The sequence below is a fragment of the Streptococcus sp. SGI.013 genome (genome assembly GCF_050315295.1).
In the GTDB taxonomy this organism is placed as follows: domain Bacteria; phylum Bacillota; class Bacilli; order Lactobacillales; family Streptococcaceae; genus Streptococcus; species Streptococcus porcorum.
This window is the reverse complement of the sequence record NZ_JBNPOS010000019.1, coordinates 1-19975: the sequence shown is the minus strand read 5'-3', so window position 1 is coordinate 19975 and position 19975 is coordinate 1. Positions and strand designations below refer to the sequence as shown.

The 19975-nt window shown below is 38.0% G+C and carries 23 protein-coding genes and 1 other annotated feature; of the genes, 7 read left to right on the top strand and 16 right to left on the bottom strand.

All coding sequences use genetic code 11. The annotated features are described in order from the left end of the window. Positions 1–9: 9 nt before the first annotated feature. From ACQRDX_RS06180 to ACQRDX_RS06155, 6 genes are all read right to left on the bottom strand, one after another. Positions 10–834 (bottom strand): alpha/beta hydrolase, encoded by an 825-nt coding sequence (locus ACQRDX_RS06180; RefSeq protein WP_354369225.1) that lies wholly within the window; start codon positions 832–834, stop codon positions 10–12. A gap of 209 nt (positions 835–1043) precedes the next feature. Further along, positions 1044–1220: an alpha/beta hydrolase family protein gene (locus ACQRDX_RS06175; protein WP_427895388.1), complete on the bottom strand. Its 177-nt coding sequence runs from the start codon at positions 1218–1220 to the stop codon at positions 1044–1046. A gap of 84 nt (positions 1221–1304) precedes the next feature. Then, on the bottom strand, positions 1305–2432 hold the full coding sequence (locus tag ACQRDX_RS06170; protein WP_427895390.1) for a low temperature requirement protein A: 1128 nt from the start codon (positions 2430–2432) through the stop codon (positions 1305–1307). A 65-nt stretch (positions 2433–2497) separates the two neighbouring features. Next, the gene (locus ACQRDX_RS06165; protein ID WP_427895392.1) at positions 2498–3157 is read right to left on the bottom strand and encodes a putative quinol monooxygenase; all 660 of its coding nucleotides are present in this window, start codon (positions 3155–3157) and stop codon (positions 2498–2500) included. Continuing rightward, complete coding sequence (locus ACQRDX_RS06160; protein WP_427895394.1) at positions 3158–4072, bottom strand: amidohydrolase family protein; 915 nt, start codon at positions 4070–4072, stop codon at positions 3158–3160. Further along, positions 4069–4512, bottom strand: coding sequence for a MerR family transcriptional regulator (locus tag ACQRDX_RS06155; protein WP_427895396.1), 444 nt, complete (start codon positions 4510–4512; stop codon positions 4069–4071). Before ACQRDX_RS06155 ends, ACQRDX_RS06160 begins: the two co-directional genes overlap by 4 nt. A 145-nt stretch (positions 4513–4657) precedes the next feature. Between ACQRDX_RS06155 and ACQRDX_RS06150 the strand changes: the two genes are divergently transcribed. From ACQRDX_RS06150 to ACQRDX_RS06130, 5 genes are all read left to right on the top strand, one after another. Further along, positions 4658–5026: a CidA/LrgA family protein gene (locus ACQRDX_RS06150; RefSeq protein ID WP_427895398.1), complete on the top strand. Its 369-nt coding sequence runs from the start codon at positions 4658–4660 to the stop codon at positions 5024–5026. Then, complete coding sequence (locus ACQRDX_RS06145; RefSeq protein ID WP_427895400.1) at positions 5019–5714, top strand: LrgB family protein; 696 nt, start codon at positions 5019–5021, stop codon at positions 5712–5714. Before ACQRDX_RS06150 ends, ACQRDX_RS06145 begins: the two co-directional genes overlap by 8 nt. Positions 5715–6057: 343 nt before the next feature. Continuing rightward, entirely contained in the window at positions 6058–6786 is a 729-nt protein-coding gene (locus ACQRDX_RS06140; protein WP_427895402.1) for a hypothetical protein, read from the top strand. Positions 6787–6893: 107 nt separating this feature from the next. Beyond that, positions 6894–8378 carry a DUF1846 domain-containing protein gene (locus ACQRDX_RS06135; protein WP_427895404.1) on the top strand — a complete coding sequence of 495 codons (1485 nt, stop codon included), beginning with the start codon at positions 6894–6896 and terminating at the stop codon, positions 8376–8378. Positions 8379–8453: 75 nt separating this feature from the next. Next, positions 8454–9962, top strand: a complete 1509-nt coding sequence (locus tag ACQRDX_RS06130; protein ID WP_427895406.1) for a hypothetical protein — start codon at positions 8454–8456, stop codon at positions 9960–9962. Positions 9963–9982: 20 nt separating this feature from the next. Here the strand turns inward: ACQRDX_RS06130 and ACQRDX_RS06125 are convergent, their stop codons facing one another. From ACQRDX_RS06125 to ACQRDX_RS06100, 6 genes are all read right to left on the bottom strand, one after another. After that, positions 9983–11029: a zinc-binding dehydrogenase gene (locus ACQRDX_RS06125; protein WP_427895408.1), complete on the bottom strand. Its 1047-nt coding sequence runs from the start codon at positions 11027–11029 to the stop codon at positions 9983–9985. 15 nt (positions 11030–11044) lie between these two features. Then, positions 11045–11413 carry a stress response transcriptional regulator NmlR gene (nmlR, locus tag ACQRDX_RS06120; protein ID WP_427895410.1) on the bottom strand — a complete coding sequence of 123 codons (369 nt, stop codon included), beginning with the start codon at positions 11411–11413 and terminating at the stop codon, positions 11045–11047. A gap of 66 nt (positions 11414–11479) precedes the next feature. Further along, positions 11480–12685 (bottom strand): chloride channel protein, encoded by a 1206-nt coding sequence (locus ACQRDX_RS06115; protein ID WP_427895412.1) that lies wholly within the window; start codon positions 12683–12685, stop codon positions 11480–11482. Between the two features lie 29 nt (positions 12686–12714). Beyond that, positions 12715–13446: a pseudouridine synthase gene (locus ACQRDX_RS06110; RefSeq protein WP_427895414.1), complete on the bottom strand. Its 732-nt coding sequence runs from the start codon at positions 13444–13446 to the stop codon at positions 12715–12717. Continuing rightward, complete coding sequence (locus ACQRDX_RS06105) at positions 13443–13916, bottom strand: GNAT family N-acetyltransferase (protein ID WP_427895416.1); 474 nt, start codon at positions 13914–13916, stop codon at positions 13443–13445. Before ACQRDX_RS06105 ends, ACQRDX_RS06110 begins: the two co-directional genes overlap by 4 nt. A gap of 71 nt (positions 13917–13987) precedes the next feature. Beyond that, positions 13988–15106, bottom strand: a complete 1119-nt coding sequence (locus tag ACQRDX_RS06100; RefSeq protein ID WP_427895418.1) for an AI-2E family transporter — start codon at positions 15104–15106, stop codon at positions 13988–13990. Positions 15107–15273: 167 nt separating this feature from the next. Here ACQRDX_RS06100 and ACQRDX_RS06095 point away from each other — a divergent pair, with 167 nt between their 5' ends. Further along, complete coding sequence (locus tag ACQRDX_RS06095; RefSeq protein WP_427895426.1) at positions 15274–15711, top strand: DUF1836 domain-containing protein; 438 nt, start codon at positions 15274–15276, stop codon at positions 15709–15711. Next, positions 15708–16358 (top strand): PAQR family membrane homeostasis protein TrhA, encoded by a 651-nt coding sequence (gene trhA, locus ACQRDX_RS06090; protein ID WP_354369256.1) that lies wholly within the window; start codon positions 15708–15710, stop codon positions 16356–16358. The genes ACQRDX_RS06095 and trhA overlap by 4 nt, the downstream gene beginning before the upstream one ends. A gap of 37 nt (positions 16359–16395) precedes the next feature. Here trhA and ACQRDX_RS06085 read toward each other — a convergent pair whose 3' ends face one another. From ACQRDX_RS06085 to rplJ, 4 genes are all read right to left on the bottom strand, one after another. Beyond that, positions 16396–17940 (bottom strand): ABC-F family ATP-binding cassette domain-containing protein, encoded by a 1545-nt coding sequence (locus ACQRDX_RS06085; protein WP_427895421.1) that lies wholly within the window; start codon positions 17938–17940, stop codon positions 16396–16398. A 313-nt stretch (positions 17941–18253) separates the two neighbouring features. Further along, positions 18254–18469, bottom strand: coding sequence for a hypothetical protein (locus ACQRDX_RS06080; RefSeq protein ID WP_427895423.1), 216 nt, complete (start codon positions 18467–18469; stop codon positions 18254–18256). Between the two features lie 327 nt (positions 18470–18796). Next, positions 18797–19165: a 50S ribosomal protein L7/L12 gene (gene rplL, locus ACQRDX_RS06075; protein WP_354368551.1), complete on the bottom strand. Its 369-nt coding sequence runs from the start codon at positions 19163–19165 to the stop codon at positions 18797–18799. A 67-nt stretch (positions 19166–19232) separates the two neighbouring features. Next, the gene (gene rplJ, locus ACQRDX_RS06070) at positions 19233–19736 is read right to left on the bottom strand and encodes a 50S ribosomal protein L10 (RefSeq protein WP_354368549.1); all 504 of its coding nucleotides are present in this window, start codon (positions 19734–19736) and stop codon (positions 19233–19235) included. Between the two features lie 35 nt (positions 19737–19771). Next, positions 19772–19903: a sequence feature (ribosomal protein L10 leader region), on the bottom strand. Positions 19904–19975 lie beyond the last annotated feature (72 nt).

Here is a 19975-nt window from a genome sequence, read left to right as displayed (position 1 = left end):
TTCTAACGATTACCACTTTTCACTTAAAAAACGTAAGCAATCTGGTAAATAAGCTGCCCAAGCCTCTTCATTATGAACAGCACCTGAAACAACTTCTAAAGCAATATTATCTAGATCCACTCCTCCTGCTACCAATTGACGATAGTAAGTTAAGGACGAATTGATATAGGCTTGCTTGATGTTGCCTGCCATGAGAGTCTTATCGGTGTCATCTGCTTCTTCTGTTCCAACATAGATATAGACACGCTGTTCTTTATCTAATGGTTGGCGTTCAATATAACGATCAAACGCTTCTTGGTGAAGCCAGTTGGCTGATGAAAAGACTCCTAAACCACCAATTTTATCTTGATAGGCTAATCCCATAAATTGTGTAATATTACCTCCAAGAGATGAGCCAATCATAACTGTGTGAGCTTTATCTGCTTTGGTACGATAGTTTTGGTCAATAAATGGTTTGACCACTTCCATCACAAATTCGGCATACAAGGTTCCTTTGCCACCAAACTGAACCCCTGGGATCCCCATTTCGCTAAATTTCCAAGCAGCGTATTCATGCATCCGTTCAGCACCATCATTATCAATGGCAACAATTATCATCTTTGCAATATCTGGATTTCGCTTAATCGTTGGAATAATCTTCCAAGAATGACCCGAAAAGGCTTCTTTACTGTATAAAACATTTTGACCATCATGGAAATAGACGACAGGATAGGAATCAGCGGTGTCTTCTTCATATCCTTTTGGTAATAAGACACGCACACGACGTTTTCTACCAGTGAAGGGAACCTCTAATTCGTGAGTTTTCATATCCAAATAAAAATAAGATTTATTCATATCTATCTCTTTCTAAACAGCGTTTTTAGTATTATACCATAGTTTTTCAACAAATATTCAGAAAATTTAGTTATTTCCTTTCTTTTTTGAATAAAATTGTGATTAATTTGGAGAATAATGTTATTTTTAAAACTAAATAACCTTCGGGAAATCCGAAGGTTAATGATTTATCAAAGAAAAACTATTATAGAATGTAAATAATATGAGAACTAGGAGCTATTTTTTAAAAATGCTTTGATTGCTGTAAGGGCAACCTGGTTAAAGTTGCTATCTATCCAATGCTCTCCACCTTCAACTGTTACTAATTCAGAATCTGGAAATAGCTGATTGGCATCTACTGCATATTGGTAAGGCACTACATCATCCTCTGTTCCTTGTATGATCAAAACTGGTGAGGTGACTTTTTAATCTCATTATCACCGTCAACTTACTTTTTTCATGAATTTGGTCCTTAGTTGTATTTTAAGAGGTTAGCTGTTTTTTATATTAAAACCTACAAATAACACCATAATAAGTGTCGTTAAGCCCGTGATTATGACTGTCAAAAGCTCCCAAGATAAACCTGTATTAACTATACTAATACTAAAACCAACAGCAATTAAGATAAGAATACTAGAAATGATCTTCGTAGGAAGCATAAGACCTATCTTGTTATACTTGTTATGTTGCAATAACCCTAGCATAAACAAAACTAAACCACTGAAAAAGTAAATCGTTGTATAGAAAATATCTATCTCACTGTTTCCGAGAAATGTTAGAGAAATCGTAATCAAGCTTAGCCCAAAGAGAATGGGATAATGACTATAAATAGCACGAATACCCGTTTCTTCCCGTTTTACATCAAGCAGGTGATCCACTTCTACAATATAGACCATAAAAAGATTGGTTAGGGTCATAAAAATCGCAACGGATTCCCAAGAAAAATTCTCTGGACTGAAATGCTCTGAAATACCAATCAAAGACTCGCCAAAGGTAATAATCACTAAGAGTGACAAGCGCTCCATCAAATGAGGAAAGTTGACTGGACTCAAGTCTGCTGAAACAAAACCACGGTTGGGATCGCTCAGCAAACCAGGCAACAACCAGGTCGAAAGAATACCGAACAGGGCAATCCACATACCTATTTTATAAGGGAACAATAAAGAAAGGAAAAGAATAAAGGACCGCAAGCCTAAGATATAGAAAAACTGCTTCATCAAACTCCGATCCGCATCGTTTGAAGTCTGGAAATATTCTAAGATGTACTGGACCAAAAGCAGCAAGGAAATCATGGCCATGGGTAAAAAAATCCACACAAAGCTAGTCTGCCAATCTCCTGCAACTGCACTTGATGCCACCAAAAGACAAATCATCTGCAAAAACATAAAAATGATGTTTCTCAAGCTATTACTTCCAAAACGGTTTGTAAAGACAGTCTGCACCATCCAGGAATTAACAAAAATAATCAGGCCAACTGAGAAGTTAAAAAAGGACTGAAGACTAACGACTCCGTGATGGGCATGGTGGATAATCGACGTCAGCTGACTGATGGTATAAACATAGACTAGGTCATAAAATATTTCGGTCAACTCGACCTTTTTATGCTTGATAAAGGGCATAGAATCTCCTATCTGTTAAATTTCTTGATTTTATCAGTATAGCATAGAAGGATAGGTGATACAAATTAGCCAGAAAAAGCTAGTTTCCCTTTCGAGATGGCGATACTGTTTTCCAAGTCCTGTAAGATTTTCTCTTCCACCAAGTCCTGGGTCTCTAGAATGTAGCGTTTAAAATGTGGTCTTAAGCGGTGGTCTTCATAGGCTTTCGCGTTTGCACACACTTCGTAGAAATAATAGCAATTGGATTGCTGACAGTCCTTTAAGGCATACATGGCTAAAACACCCGATTCTTCTTTCATAGAGGATTGCATGTTTATTAGGACACTATTTTCAAAGGCTTCCTGGCTTCCCTCTCTCACTTGAACCTGAGCAAATTTTAGGAAATGGTGTTCTGGTCCTAGCCACACTCCAGACGGCAATTTTTCTTCCAAAAACAAGGCTTCTACTTCAAAGACTTCCCGCTTGGTGAGTTTGGAGCCTACCTGCTCTACATAGGCTTTAAAGTGCGGAGACTTCCGATGCTTTTGGTAGGCCTCCTCATCTGCATAGACCTCAAAAACCTTGTATTCCAAAGGATTCTCTTTTATAGAACTGGCGTACATGGCAAAAGTACCAGCTTCCTCTTTGTAAGAGGTCTGGAAATTTTCCACACCTACTTGATAAAAGGTATCGCGATTTTTCTCCTCAACTCCTAGATGAAATAAATGAACAACTGGCTTACTCATCTATTTTGCCTCCTTCAGTAATAGTTTGATATTTTCAGAGTAAATGGCTTGCTTGTTCTCTTGAGATAAGGGCAGGGAGTCAATTGCTTCTGAGATGACCTGCGTAGCCCCTGCAGGCGCAATCCCCAAAGGCGCATCGGTTCCAAAGAGAACACGGTCTAAGCCAAAATAGTCGATGGTCAATTCTAGAGCCTTTGAATTGCCTAAGATAGCGGTATCTACATAGAACTTGCGGAAGTCCTCCACCTGTTTTTCTGGTAAAATGTACTGAATCCGTCCGCTAAAAAATGGTGCCAAGGCTCCTGCATGATGGACAATGATTTTCAGATTAGGATAGTCTTGGAAGATACCAGCCTCCACCAATTGCAGCATGGCCTGACTTTGCTCGTACTCCCATGAAAAGACAATGTTGTTATCTGGTTTTCGAGTGTCAAATACAGGGTGCAACCAGATAGGAATATCCAACTCTGCACATTTGGCAAAGATTGGTCTAAATGTTTGGTCCGCAACGGACAGGCCAAGGTGTCTTGAAAACAGCTGGATTCCAGCAATTTCAGAATGTTTCACTACAAAGTCTTCCAAAATTTCCAAACTTCCTTCAATGTTGTTCAGGGCCAGCATGGCCACACCAGCAAAAAATTGATTTGGATAGGATTGAACAGTTTCCAAGAGTTCTTGATTGGCCTCTTTTACCAAAGTCAAGGCTAGCTCTGCTTCAAGATAATCTTCTGGATTAACATTGACAAATGAAATAATCTGTTTGACAGTTGAATCTTGCAGAGCCTGCCTTTTTTCCATATCTTGTAGGACAGGATTCTGGAGAAAGGGCATTTTTTGAGGCAAGGCTGGATCAAGGGCCAACATTTTTTGGTAAAACTGGGGCAACAATACATGGGCAAATACATCTATTTTCATACATCAATCTCCTTCCAGCTATCCTTTTCATCGGATAAAATCGCATAGTCTTCAAAGTAGGAAAGGTCTTGTTCAATCTCACCTGATTCGTACAGAGCTATTTTTTTCTCCAAACGGTCAATGGAACGTTGGAGGTTAGCTTGCTTTTGGTAAAGCGTTGCCAGTTGCCCCCGCAACAAGTTTTCACGTTGGTCTGCGGTACTACTGCCTTGTTTTAATAAATTGGCATATTCTATTAGTTTCTCTATCGGTACACCAGAATGCCTTAGACAGATAATCATCTCCAGCCAATTTAAATGACTTTTAGTGAAGTAGCGATTGCCGTTGCTCTGCCTTGGGATATCAGGCAAAAGACCAATGCGTTCATAATAGCGTAAGGTATTACTGCTAATTCGGTATCTTTTGCTGACTTCTGTAATTGTATAACGTTCTGTACTCATTACAAGAACTCCTTCCATCATTTTACACCTTTCATTATACTACTTATAGTTCACTATAAGTCAATTAAATCACAAAATCTTTTATATGGTCTTGAAAAAAATAAATATTGGAGTAAACTATAAGATGTTAATCAAAGGAGGCTTTATGAAAATTTATGTTCAATTTATGATTATTCTTTTCTTTGCCTTTGTAGGAGAAGGCATCTCAACACTTGGGCATCTTCCCATACCAGGTAGCATTATTGGCTTGTTACTGCTTTTTATTGCTCTAAAAGTAAAACTGATTCGGTTGAGGCATATTCACTTAGTGGGGCAATTTTTACTAGCCAATATGACGATTTTATTTTTACCTGCTGCTGTTGGGATTATGGAGCGCTATCAGGAAATTGTACCTTATTTATTTCCGATTAGCTTAATTCTTTTCGGGGCCTTGGTTTTAAATATTGTTGTGATTGCTTTTATTGTAGGTTTTATAAAAAATAAATTTGAAGGAGACTTTCCAAATCATGACTGAACTCACTCTGAATCCTATGTTTGGGATTTTCCTGTCTATTTTGGCTTATTATATTGGTTTATTACTATTTAGGCGTTTCCCACATCCTATAACAACCCCTCTTTTAGTTGCTACAGCTCTTGTTATTATTGGATTAAAGCTGTTTCATATTCCGTATAAAAACTACTATGTTGGAGGAGCCTATCTCAATATGTTGATTGTTCCTTCGACCGTGGCTTTGGCTATTCCCTTGTATCGTAATTTCCATTTGATGCGACATCATTTTAGGAGTATCTTTTTCAGTATTACCCTTGCGACTATTATCAATACCCTCTATACTCTTTTAGTAGCAAAATATTTTGGAATGAAATACTTTTTAGCCATCTCCCTTATCCCAAAATCAGTGACAACCGCCATGGCAGTTGGAATGATTGATAAGATGCAAGGAATTACCACGGTGACACTATTAGTTGTTGTCATCACAGGCATCCTAACCAGTGTGCTCGGTCCTGTTTTGCTCAAATGGTTAAACATCAAAGACTCTATTGCTATTGGCGTTGCTTTAGGAGGAACAGGTCATGCCATCGGAACAGGAGCTGCTTTAAAATATGGACAAGTCGAGGGAGCAATTGCTGGCTTATCTATCGGAATTACGGGTATTCTTTATGTTATCGTCAGCCCCATCCTTGCTCAACTCATCTTATCCTAGCAAGTTTTAAATGTTGTCTAAAAAAATTATCTATCAAAAAACACAAAGTTTCTTTCATTGAAACTTTGTGTTTTTAGTAGCATTAATAATAAACAGTGAATTCAGGCCTCATCACCAAAATGATACGATAGTATAAAATTCAAATACTGAGGGCTGATACCTCAGACGACTCTCAATTTTTTATCTGTACTAGCTTTTAATCCCAATTGTACCATTTTACGACCTCCTTTAGATTCCATTACACCATTCCTTTTTCTTACATTTAGCAACCACTTTTCTTGCGACTTATTTGCTATTTTTGATACAATAAATCAGATCATTTTCAGAAAGGAATGACTTTTTTATGTCAAAAAACAAGCCAGCATCCCCTATATTGTTAGGAAGTAGTCTTTATCTCGTTCTTCTTTGGTTGATTGTTTTGTTCCAAACTTCTATTTTTCACAATTGGAGCATCAAACATTTTTACCTTGGGATTGAAAGCATTCCAGCATTACTTGATGGCAATATCATAGACAACTTGTTATCCAAGGGAAAAAGCTGGCTCATCATTAGCGCTATTTTCTTCTTACTTGAGATTATCCTTTACTTCTATCTGAATAACTTTTTCTTTAAAAAATTAAAAGCGACGACTCAACGAGGTAGCCAAAGTTTGCGGTGGAGTTATCTGTTTTTAAATCTTTTTCCAATTTTTCTGTTGCTAGTCGGTGTAATCTCTAGTTTCCAAACGAGTCTAACCCTTTATCAAGACTACACTGCTTTTCGTAGTTTGGACTTAGACCAGGTGATAAAAGGATTAAACCAAGAAATCTCAACCATGCCACTCAACACTTTAAAAGATATTCAAGCCATCTTAGAAAGCCTGAAACGCTACATTCACGATAATAGTATCTTACTAAACATGTATAACTCCTTCTTTAAACAATATGATCTCATTGCCAATCTTCTTGCTTGGTGGAACAATTGCTTCCTTCTCTTATTATCTTTGGCAAGTTTCTTACAGATACGTCTATTTTGGCGAAATAAAAGCTCCTTTAAACGTCTTAGCCTTACTATCACATATGAAAAAGACTAACCAAACTCTCTCAAATTCTATATTTGAGAGAGTTTTTCTTGTTTTCATCGTAAATAACTTCTATTTTTACTCAAAATTTATTATAATTTATCATTAGAGGTGAAAAAATGAAAAAACAAGCTTTTAGTTCCGAAAACTATTTAGATTTACAACGTGACCATATCCTTGAGCGCATTGAGCAATTCGGTGGAAAACTCTACCTTGAATTTGGTGGGAAGATGTTGGAAGACTTCCATGCCGCACGCGTCTTACCTGGATATGAGCCAAATAATAAAATCAAACTCCTTCACGAATTACGTGATCAAGTTGAAATTGTCATTGCCATAAATGCTAGTAATATTGAACATTCTAAAACTCGTGGTGACTTGGGGATTTCTTATGACCAGGAAGTATTTCGTCTGATTGACACTTTCAATGAACTCAACATTTTTGTTGGTTCTGTGGTCATTACGCAATATGCTGGTCAGCCTGCAGCGGATGCTTTTCGTAAAGAGCTTGAAAAAAATGGCATCGCATCTTACCTTCACTACCCAATCGCTGGTTACCCAACAGCTATCGACCATATCATTTCACCAGAAGGTATGGGGAAAAACGACTACATCAAAACAAGTCGCAATCTAGTTGTTGTCACAGCACCAGGACCAGGCTCAGGTAAATTAGCAACCTGTTTATCCCAGCTCTACCATGACCAAGTGAATGGCGTGACCTCTGGTTATGCAAAATTTGAAACTTTCCCAGTTTGGAATTTGCCACTCCATCACCCTGTTAACCTAGCTTATGAAGCAGCAACAGCAGACCTTGATGATGTCAACATGATCGATTCTTTCCACTTAGAAGCTTACGGGGAAACAACTGTCAACTACAACCGCGACATTGAGATTTTCCCTGTAGTATCGCTCATGTTAGAGCGCATTCTAGGGCAATCACCATACCAATCCCCAACAGATATGGGGGTTAATATGGTTGGCTTTGCGATTACAGATGATGAGGCTGCTCGTGACGCTTCTAAACAAGAAATTATTCGTCGTTATTATCAGACTGTGGCAGACTACAAAGAAGATAAGGTGGCAAAATCTGCTATCACCAAGATTGAACTATTGATGAATAACCTTGGTATCACTCCACTTGATCGTCAAGTGACCGTCGTTGCTCGTCAAAAGGCTGAGGAAACTGGACAAGCTGCACTGGCTATGGAATTGCCTAATGGTCAAATTGTTACAGGTAAAACATCAGAACTCTTTGGTCCATCTGCTGCTGTCATCGTTAACGGGATTAAAGCACTAGCAGGTATCGACAAGGACACACACCTCATTCAACCAGACTATGTTAAACCTATTCAAGATTTAAAAGTTGACCATCTCGGCAATCGCAACCCACGTCTTCACTCTAGCGAGTTGCTTATCGCTCTAGCCATCACTGCTATGACAGATAAGAATGCTAAAAAAGCCATGGAAGAACTTGGAAATCTGAAAGGATCTGAAGTGCATTCCAGTGTTAGCTTACCTGAAGAAGACAAAAATGTTTTCCGTAAACTTGGTATCAATGTTACCGTTGATCCCAATAGACAAAGCGAGACACTCTATAAAAAGTAAACACATCACAAAAGAGCTGGGGGAATTAATTCTCTCTAGCTCTTTTGTTCTAAAACTATTAGCAACGAGGTTTTTATGAAAATCGTCCAGTTTTTAAAAACATCTATTACAGTTGGGGTGACACTTATGATGGCATTGCTAACCCTTTCTGCCTTTCTTGTCCAAACGATTATTTATGTCGTTCGATATGAATGGGCAGATATGATTAGTCCTAGACCCTGGGTCTATCTCTGCTTACTAGCTTTTTTCCCCTTAAGTATCATCATTAATAAGCTTCTTGACCACCTCACAAAAAAGCAACTCTTCATTTTGCTAGCGACACTCTTCAGCCTAGGTGGGCTACTTCTTATTGCCTTGACGACTGATATTACACGAGATGATGCAGCGACAGTCTTTCGCTCAGCTGTCAGTATCAATCAAGGTAACCTTTCCTCACTTAATGAAGGTGCCTACCTCTTTCGCTACCCTCACCAATTAGGGTTGGTTACATTTGAGCGTATTATCCTGACAATCATTCCGATTCCTAGTATGGTTGTTTTCTTCCTGCTTAATATCATTGCCATTCTTCTCACGAATGCTATGACTTGGAAAATAGCTGAACTCCTCTTTGATAATGACCGTGTCAGCAAGTGGACCATTTTTCTCAGCTTTGCCTTTCTTCCTCAGTTTTTCAATATCCTATTTGTTTATGGTATTGTTTACAGTTTAGCCATAGCGAGTGTTGGCATTTATTTCTTTATCCGATACCTATCAAATCATCAGCGCAAAGATGCTCTAGTTAGCCTGTTGACTCTTGCAACTGCCTACTGGATAAGAAATAATAACATCATTCTCCTCATAACTCTTTCTGTTATTATCCTACTTGAAGCTGTTTATCAAAAGAATAAACGTTTGATTTGCTACCCCATTATTCTCTTTGGACTAGCGATCAGCTTTAACAAAGCAACTCTCAGCTACTATCAATATTTAGCTGGTCATGAATTAAAAGGTACGCCTAAAGTTGCTTGGCTAGCTATGGGGCTTCAGGATTTAAAAGATAATCACCGTCAACCTGGATGGTACACTTCTTATGTCAGAAATATTTATTTTGAAAAATCTGGAGACTACGATCAAATCAAAGAAGATGCTGATAAAATGGTTACCCATGAGATGCAAAAATTTTTTGAAAAACCAGCTTATGCTTGGACATTCTTTTCTACTAAATTTTTGACCACTTGGACAGAATCAACCTTCCAATCAATCTGGTCAGGACCTAGTAAACCTCAAAAGCAACCCCTTGATAATATTTATGCAGCCTCTATCTTTAATGGCAGATGGGGGTATCGTATCATTTACCAAGTGACACATGCTATGCTGATTCTTATCTACTTAGGGGCATTTCTCTATCTTATCTTTTCTAAAAATATGAATCTTATCATCCTCTATCCTTTCATCTACCTCGCAGGTGGCATTATATTCCACTTACTTTGGGAAACTAAGAGCCAATATGCAATCCCCTACGTGTATCTCTTAATTCCTTTTGTCGTAAAAGGTTGGGGAGAGACCTATCACTTCTTCAAACAAAAGAAAAACTTCAAGAACTAAGATGTCTTGAAGTTTTCTCTTTATTCTGATACTAGAAGCATGGATTTAATAGCTTTTCGGTCAGCCATATCTTGGTAAGCCTGATTGACATCATCTAGCTGATAGGTGTCTGTAAAGACTTTACCTGGATTGATATCGCCATTTAATACTGCTTGAAGAAGAACGGTTTTAACATAAGTCGTTACTGAAGCAGATCCGCCTCCAATGGTAAGGTTTTGCACAAAAGTTGAGCCAAGTGGACGGTTATTATAGTGCGGGACCCCAACGTAACCAATGCGACCACCATTATGAAGAACACCGATAGCTTGCTCGATAGCAGCCTCAGTTCCCACACATTCTAGGGCAGCATCTGCACCACCACCTAAAATCTCACGAACTTTGGCAATACCTTCTTCACCACGTTCAGCGACAACAGCTGTAGCACCAAGCTCTAAGGCTAATTTTTGACGATCTTCATGACGGCTCATCATGATGATTTGTGAAGCTCCTCGCATCTTAGCTGCAATGACAGCACATTGACCAACAGCACCGTCACCAATGACCACAACCTTATCCCCTTTTTCAACTTGAGCGACTCGTGCCGCATGGTAACCTGTTGGCATCACATCAGCTAGGGTTAAGAGGGATTTTAACATGCCTTCTGAATAATCTGATGGCTGACCAGGAACCTTAATCAAGGCCCAGTTTCCATAGTGGAAACGCAAATACTCTGCTTGGAAACCACCGCCCCAGTTCGTTGGTGCTGGGTGGTTGTCACAAGTCCCATCAAAACCTGCACGACAGGCCGCACACTCTCCACAACCATGTGTGAAAGGCGCAATCACAAAATCTCCTGGTACTAAGGTAGTGATGTCTGGACCGACCTCCTCAACAATGGCCAATGCCTCATGCCCTGAGTTATTAGTATGACTTTCCCGTGCATCTCCATGCGAATAGGACCATAAATCTGAGCCACACACACAAGCTCTCACAATGCGTAAAATCACATCATCACTGGCTTGAATCTTTGGCTTGTCAACTTCCTCAATAATCATTGACCCAGCTTTTTCAAAAATAGCAGTTTTCATTAGTTTCTATCCTTTCTATAGTGGCGCATCATTTGACAGCCCCTTTTGGTAAATGGCAATTTTATAATCTAAACGCTTAAGAGCAGCCTCCTGTTCCTTAAGACGTGCTTTCAGCTTGTCACGCTCGGTTTGTAAAATCTCCAAACGCTCAAGGCGTGTGCTATCTCCTTGACCATACAAGGTCATATAGGTTGTCAAAGAGTCAACAGACAAGCCCGCTGAACGAAAACATTTCACAAACTCTAAAGCCTCTAAATCCTTCTGCTGAAAATCACGAATACCTGATTTATTCCGTGTAATCGGTGGAACTAAGCCAATTTTTTCATAATAACGAATGGTGTCGGCAGATAAGCCCACCAGGTCAGCAGCAACTTTTATATTCATTCCCCACCTCCATCCTTGATAGCCCTATTATATACCCTAGAGTTAACTCTAAGTCAAGGAAAAAGATTATTTTAATTTTTTGACGATAAATTCAAAACTAAACAAGATCCCGACAGAAATCAAAATAGGTATCATATAAGATTCTTGAAATCCGATAAATGAGTAAACGATCATCCCAGCTGTAAAAGGAGCTCCCATTGTCACTCCTAAAAAACTACAGGCAGAAATTATTATAAAAATCGGAGAATACTTTACCCAACCCAATACTCCCCCCAACAAAACAATAACCTCCCCAAAGACGGCACCAATTGAAATAGAAGGCGTCATCGTCCCACCATAAGAGCCAAATCGTAAGCAGAGTAAGACAATAATAAATTTTAATACAAATAGCGCCACTGCATCACTGAGTCGCATTCCATCCAAACTTGACTGAATCAAAAGAGAGCCATTTCCAAGTAAACTGGGGAAATAATAACTTAGTAGTGCTAGTAAAACAAAAACTATTGGTAATTGCCATAAAATTCGCCTATCTTTAGTTCGATGTTTACTGGCACTCTTACTGAGGCTAGTAAACACTTTAGCGGTAGGTATCGTTATCAACGTCATAAAACTACTGATAACAAGTATTGACCAATTTACTGGTTGACTGGCAACATGATACATGGGGGCATTACTAATTTCAATATTTGCAATAAATGTAGCACCATATGATGTGATAGCTATTATCAGGAAATTCAAAATCGTTAATGGAATACGGTATATCTCAAAAGCAAATAATATACTTGCGAATGGAATTTGATAAATCGCAGCCAAACCAGCAACCGTAGAAGCTGCTACCAATACTGACCGTTCTTCTGCTGTTATCGATACTTTTTTTGCTAAGTAAGCCGATAACAAACTCCCAAATTCTCTTGGAGCAACCTCTTTTCCTATAGGCGAACCCAAGCCTACTGTCACAATTTGTAAGAGAATATGTCCCATCTGTCTACCAAAATTGGGTAATTGTTCACTAGAGGTTTTAGGAAAAATCTGCTTCTTTAAAGAAATTATTCCATTGCTCTGTCTTTGAAGAAAATACCAGCCTACTGAACTAATAAGACCCGATACAATAACGAGTTGGCTACGCTGACCAGAAGTAGAGGTTTGCAAAATATCTGACCAGAAAAAATCAAAAACACAGTGTAGTATAATGGCACCCACTCCTACCATAATAGCTAGAGTAACAGTTAGTAACAGTAAACTTATATTGTTTTTACTCAAAAATGAGCGCATTGTATTTTACACCTTTCTAGAAAAGTTCCCTAATCCAAGTCAACACCAAATACTTGTAAACTCTCTCGTTCTTGATTGGTTAAGACTCTATATTCTCCCAATGCTAAGTTGGTATCTAAGCTTAGAGGTCCCATTGTTAATCGCTTTAAATCAATAACCTCTTTGCCACAAGCTGCGACCATTCTTTTCACCTGATGGAACTTTCCTTCTTTTAAAGTAATATGCACTAAGCTAGTTTTTTCCTCTTCATTACGTTCTAAAATATCAAGCTGAGCAGGTAGGCAGGTGAAATCTTTTAGGGCAATGCCTCTTTCAAAAGCTGTTATATCTTCACCTGTCATAATACCTGCAACCTTAGCTTCATAACACTTGCTGACATGTTTTTTAGGTGATAACATGGCATGCGCTAGTCCCCCATTATTTGTCAAAAGCAAAAGACCATGAGTATCAATATCAAGTCTCCCAACAGGAAAGACATCTTTATAGTGCGCCCGTTCATCTAAAAGATCTAGCACTGTTTTATGCTTGCTATCTTCGGTTGCAGAAATCACACCTTTGGGTTTGTTTAACATATAATACACAAAACGTTCATGATTCAGCACTTGTCCAGACACACTGATCTGATCCTGTTTAGGGTCAACTTGCCTTTTAGGAGAAGTCTCGACTACTTCATTAACTTTAACAGTTTTATTTTTTAAAATCTTTTTGACCTCAGTTCGTGACCCCACGCCACAATCTACTAAAAATTTATCTAATCTCATATAACCTCTCTATGTTTTTCTAATCGAAATAACCCTTCCTTATCAGGATACTGCTCTCCTTTTTTGATGCTATAACCAAATTTTTGATAAAAGGCGACAGCCGTTATAGAAGATGGAATTTCAATTCGCTTACTTTTTATAAAATAGCTATCTTGTTCCAGCGTTTTCATTATCAAAGAGCCCAATCCTTGTTTTTGATGATCTGCCGCAACAAAAATCGTAAACAAACTCGCCTCATCTTCTTTATCCCAATAGGGCCCAATTGCGCCACAAGCTACCAGAGTAGCCTCTTTTTCAACCACATAAAAATGTGTCCATGAGGCACGTTTGATCAAAGCATCTGCAGATAAACTTTCAACAACCCGCTCAATATAAGCTGTCTCATAATCTTTTTGATTGATTTGGCGTAAGCTTTTAGCAATCATTTGGGCTAATGGTTCTGCATCCTTTTCTTGAAATAATCGAATCATACTTACCCTCTCTTTTAAACATTATAGCACAAGCTTTTACAAAAGAAAAAACGCTCAAAGAGCGTCAATTGTTAGCTATTAGAGAGCTGAGATTGCTTTTTGTAAGTGTAATCTTTTAGGATTTGATAGGCACTCGCTGAGACTGGAACTGCCACCAGCATTCCAAATACACCGCCTAATGCGCCACCAAGAGTAATGGCAAGTAGGACCCACATCCCAGGTAGTCCGATTGAGCCTCCGACAACACGTGGATAAATCAAGTTTCCTTCAAATTGTTGTAGTAACACGATAAAAATCAAAAAGATAAGGGCTTGTTTAAAATCTTGAGTTAAAATTAAGATCACTCCCACACTCGTTCCAATATAGGCACCGATCACAGGAATTAAGGCTGTAAAAGAAATCAAGACACCAATCGTTGCAGCATAGGGTAAACCAAGTAAGCTCATCCCAATAGCTGTCAAAGAGCCTAAAATCATAGCTTCTAAAGTCTGACTAACAAAAAAACCGTGGAAACGTTGATTTAAAACGTCTAGGACATAATAAATCCCTTTGGCGTATGATTTGAAAAAGGTATCGATTAAAAGTCCAAACTGACGCCCTAGAGTTTCCTTATTGACCAAAACATAAGCCGAGAAAATCAAGCTCACGACCAAATTTAGTAAGGTTGAAGCTATGGAGGTAACCGAGATTAAGATACTGGTCAGACTACTTAACAGCTGGCTAAGAATCTGTTTGCTAAAATTGATCAAGGTATTCGTTACTTCTGCTTCTCCGCCAAGTGCATTGATAAGGTTTGAGACGATCTCGCTTTTTTGGATATGATTTAATAACTTCGCAATATCTTGAGGATTAATCGATAAAAGAGACTGTAAGCTGGTAATCAAATCTGGTAATACAATAGTGAAAATCATATAAACGACAGCTGTAAAAGTCGCATACGCTAATAATAAAGAAAAGCTTCTTTTAAATTTTAAAATTTGATCAACCTTGATGAGTTTAACAAAAAGTTTTTCATAGGCACTCATCACAATATTGACAACAAAAGCCACCCCTGCGCCTACAATAAAGGGATGAGCTGCTTTGTAAATCGTTTGAAGTAAAGTAGCACCGCTTGACCAATTACTTTGAATAAATAAACATATCACAAAAATAAGAACTACTGAGCTAATCAGTCGTTTATCAAATTGCATGGTTGTCCTCGTTTCCAATCAACATTATCTACTTATTATACAGATAAAAATACTTTTTGTCACCTTTTCCAGCTACTGATCTCTTAAGTAGTTAATTCCTTGACATTATTTTATAAAAAACATATAATCTAGTTATTGATACTAGATAAAAGAGAGGTTTTGACGTGATGAATACTATTCCCTACTGGGATGAGCTGCCAGATTTGGATTTATACCTTGATCAGATCTTACTATATGTCAATCAATATACACAATATAGCCTAGATCCCAAGGATAAAGGTCTGACAGCCTCAATGATTAACAATTACGTTAAACACAAACACATTGATAAGCCAATCAAAAAAAAATATCAAAAACATCAGCTTGCTCGTCTGATTGCCCTAAATAGCTTAAAGCATGTTTTTTCTATCCAAGAGATTAGCCATACTTTGAATCTATTATCTGAAAAACAAGATTCAAAAACACTTTATAACCACTTTGTTGATTGTATGAGGAATCAAGAAAATAATGAGACACCAGAAATTATTAGATGCGCCTGCCGAGCCCTCAAACTTTATTATAAAACTCGTCAATTAACCTTAGATTTAGAAGGAGAACGCTCATGAATCACAGTCTAAAACTCAGTGCCCCACTCTCTTTTGGAGAAGAAGTCGCCAATAGTGTGACACACGCTATTGGGTCAGCTATCATGTTAAGCTTATTACCTATTACTGCTATCCATGCTTATCATGATTATAATAAGACTGCAGTTGTAGGGATGTCTATTTTTGTCATCAGCCTATTTCTGATGTTTCTATCTTCAACCATCTACCACTCCATGCCTTATGATTCAACTCATAAATATGTCTTACGTATTATCGATCATAGTATGATTTATATTGCAATTGCAGGGAGTTATACACCTGTTGCTCTTTCTTTAGTTGGAGGATGGTTAGGTTATGTGATTATCACGCTACAATGGGGAATCACAATTTTTGGTATTCTTTATAAGATTTTTGCCAAACATATCAATGAAAAATTCAGCCTATTTCTTTATCTTTTTATGGGGTGGTTAGTCATTTTTATCATTCCAGCCATTTTGCAAAAGACTAGCATGACATTTGGACTTCTCATGCTAGCTGGTGGTTTATCTTACACAATAGGTGCTGTTTTCTATGCTAAAAAGAAACCCTATTTTCATATGATTTGGCATCTCTTCATTCTCTTAGCATCGACTTTGCAATATATAGCCATTGTCTATTTTATGTTATAAAACAACAACCGCAAGATAAATTCTTGCGGTTGTTGTTTTAGGTTAATTCATTAAAATCCCAAACATCATCTACCCAGCCTTGATAAAAATCTGGCTCATGGCAGACCATAAGGATAGAGCCTTTATAGGCTTTTAAAGCACGCTTTAATTCATCTTTTGCATCAACATCCAAATGATTGGTCGGCTCGTCTAATACCAAAACATTATTTTCGCGATTCATTAGTAAACAAAAACGAACTTTTGCCTGTTCTCCACCTGATAAAACCTGAATCTGACTTTCAATGTGTTTTGATGTTAAACCACATCTTGCTAGGGCTGCACGAACTTCAGCTTGATTTAAAGCAGGGAAAGCATCCCAAACTGCTTCAAGTGGCGTTTGGCGGTTACCCCCAGCTACTTCTTGCTCAAAATATCCCAACTCTAAATACTCACCTCGCTCAACTGAACCAGATAAGGGTGGGATGATGCCTAATAAACTCTTTAGAAGTGTTGATTTTCCGATACCATTGGCACCAACAATCGCAATCTTTTGGTTACGCTCAAATGTGAGATTGAGAGGTTTTCTGGTCAACACACGGTCATAGCCAATTTCTAAATCAGTTGTTTGGAAAATAAAACGGCTTGGTGTGCGTGCCATCTTAAAATCAAAAGATGGCTTAGGCTTTTCAGCTTGTAGCTCAATAATTTCCATTTTGTCCAACTTCTTTTGACGTGATATCGCCATATTACGCGTTGCCACACGTGCCTTGTTACGATTCACAAAATCTTGAAGGTCTGCAATTTCTTTTTGTTGGCGCTCATAAGCTGCTTCAAGTTGTGCTTTTTTCATAGCATGCACTTCTTGAAATTGATAATAATCTCCAGTATAACGCGTCAATAATTGATTTTCAACATGATATACAATATTAATCACATCGTTTAAAAATGGAATATCATGAGAGATTAGGACAAAGGCATTTTCATAATTTTGAAGGTAGCGTTTTAACCAGTCAATATGTTCGGCATCTAGATAGTTGGTTGGCTCATCCAATAATAAAATATCTGGCTTTTCTAAGAGAAGTTTAGCCAGTAGAACTTTAGTCCGCTGTCCTCCACTTAAAGCTGTGACGTCCTTATCCATCCCATAATCCATAACACCTAAAGCGCGTGCGACCTCATCGATCTTGGCATCTAGGGTATAAAAATCACGGCTTTCTAAGCGGTCTTGTAACTCACCTACCTCTTCCATAAGAGCATCCACATCAGCTTCCTCTTCTGCCATTGACATATAGATGTCATTGATGCGAGCTTCTGTTTTAAACAATTCATCAAAGGCTGTACGAAGAACATCTCTAACCGTTTGTCCCTCATTTAATACAGCATGTTGGTCCAAATAACCTGCTGTGACATACTTAGACCACTCCACCTTTCCTTCGTCTGGTTGCAATTGCCCTGTCACAATGCTCATAAAGGTAGATTTCCCTTCTCCATTTGCACCGACTAAGCCAATATGCTCTCCTTTCAACAAACGAAAAGAGACATCCTCAAAAATAGCACGGTCCCCAAAACCATGACTAAGATTTTTTACTTCTAAAATACTCATACGCACTCCATCATATCAATTTTACTAAAAGTCAATAACTTCACTATTATAGCATAAAAAAGAGAGATAGTAGATTAAAAATAGACTTATCATCAAATGACTTAGTATTTCTTCCGCATTCGTTTATTCATCATTATTTTCCTTTCCATGTTTTCGACACTGCCTTTATCAATCCTACAATAAAGACTGGCCAAATCATCAAGATAAATGCAGCCGTTGCTGACAAAAAAAGCAGATAAACTGCCATAACATCTCTAACATCTATTCCTCCTGTTTTTGGATAACAAAAAAAGCACTTAGATTTCTCTAGGTGCTAAACTATTTTTAAAACTTGAACTTCTTGTCCGACAAATACATCAGTTGTTTTATCTATAAGCACATCTGACCATAAATCGCTTGGAGTCCCTTTTATTTTATGCAACACTTCCCCGTCAGTTGACAGATAGTTTCCTACAGAGTTGCTTGGGAGAGTGTCAGATAATGAAAGAATTGTCCCAAATGGTGCTTGGGTAATACTATTTATTTTCATATTTTTTTAACTCTCCTTTCCAGTATTCCAAGTTTTTCTTGGTTTGCTCGATTTCTATCTTAGGTATATTATACTTCTTTTCGACAGAAAGTAAATAATTTTGCGCTTCAATCTCAGCATTTATTTTCGATATGGAGGTATCAACTTAAATGCACCCATCAATTTTTAAAATTTATACTAATAAAAATTGGTAAAAATAAACCCCACTAAGATTTATTCTAGTGGGGTTTTGGTGGGGAATGAAATTATTCCCCCTCTATTAAATCGCCCTAAGCGACTTGAAAACCTTGATTTACTAGGCTTCTGCAATCAAATTGCGGTACTCTATTATTTAAGAGTAACTGAAGCGCCTGCTTCTTCAAGTTTAGCTTTGATGTCTTCAGCTTCAGCTGCAGCAACACCTTCTTTGATAACTTCTGGTGCACCATCAACAAGAGCTTTAGCTTCTTTAAGACCAAGACCTGTGATTTCACGAACAACTTTGATAACGCCAACTTTTTTGTCGCCTGCAGATGTCAATTCAACGTCGAATGAATCTTTAGCAGCACCAGCGTCAGCAGCACCAGCTGCAGCAACCGCTACAGGAGCAGCCGCAGTTACACCAAATTCTTCTTCGATAGCTTTTACAAGATCGTTAAGCTCAAGGATTGAAGCTTCTTTAATTTCAGCAATAATGTTTTCAATGTTCAATGCCATTGTAATTTCCTCCAAATTTTGTTTTTAATATTAAATAGGTTGTAGCATTAAGCTACTAAAGGCGCTATTAAGCAGCGTCTTCTTCTTTGTTGTCTGCAACCGCTTTGACTGCAAGAGCAACATTGCGAACTGGCGCTTGAAGTACAGATAGGAGCATTGAAAGAAGTCCTTCTCTGTTTGGTAATGTCGCAAGAGCAACGATTTCTTCTTTTGAAGAAACAGCGCCTTCGATAGCACCACCTTTGATTTCAAGTGCTTCAGCTTCTTTTGTAAAGTCGTTGATAACTTTAGCTGGTGCAATAACATCTTCATTTGAAAATGCGATAGCAGTTGGTCCAACGAAAATCTCAGAAAGGCTTTCAAGACCAGCTTTTTCAGCAGCACGACGTAAAATTGAGTTTTTAACAACTTTAAACTCAACATCGTTTTCACGAAGATTACGACGAAGAACAGTATCTTGTTCTACTGTCAAACCACGTGAATCTACAACAACGATAGATGCAGCTGCTTTCATTTTTTCAGCATAAATTTCAACCAATTCAGCTTTTTTAGCAATACTTGCTTGACTCATTAGTGTTTTACCTCCGTAATTATTTTGGGCTGGATTGTTTCAATAAAAAAACGCATCCAAACCTAGACACGAAAGTACAATACGTTCTTTTTAATGACGTTTTGTGCCTCGGCAGGATTATTATGAGCACGCTCCCCTGCTGTCTTAGGTCAGTTTTATTTCAAAACCTTTTATATAATATCATGTCTAGATACTCTTGTCAACACTTTTTATTAATTTTACAAAAAAATAAAGGCTAT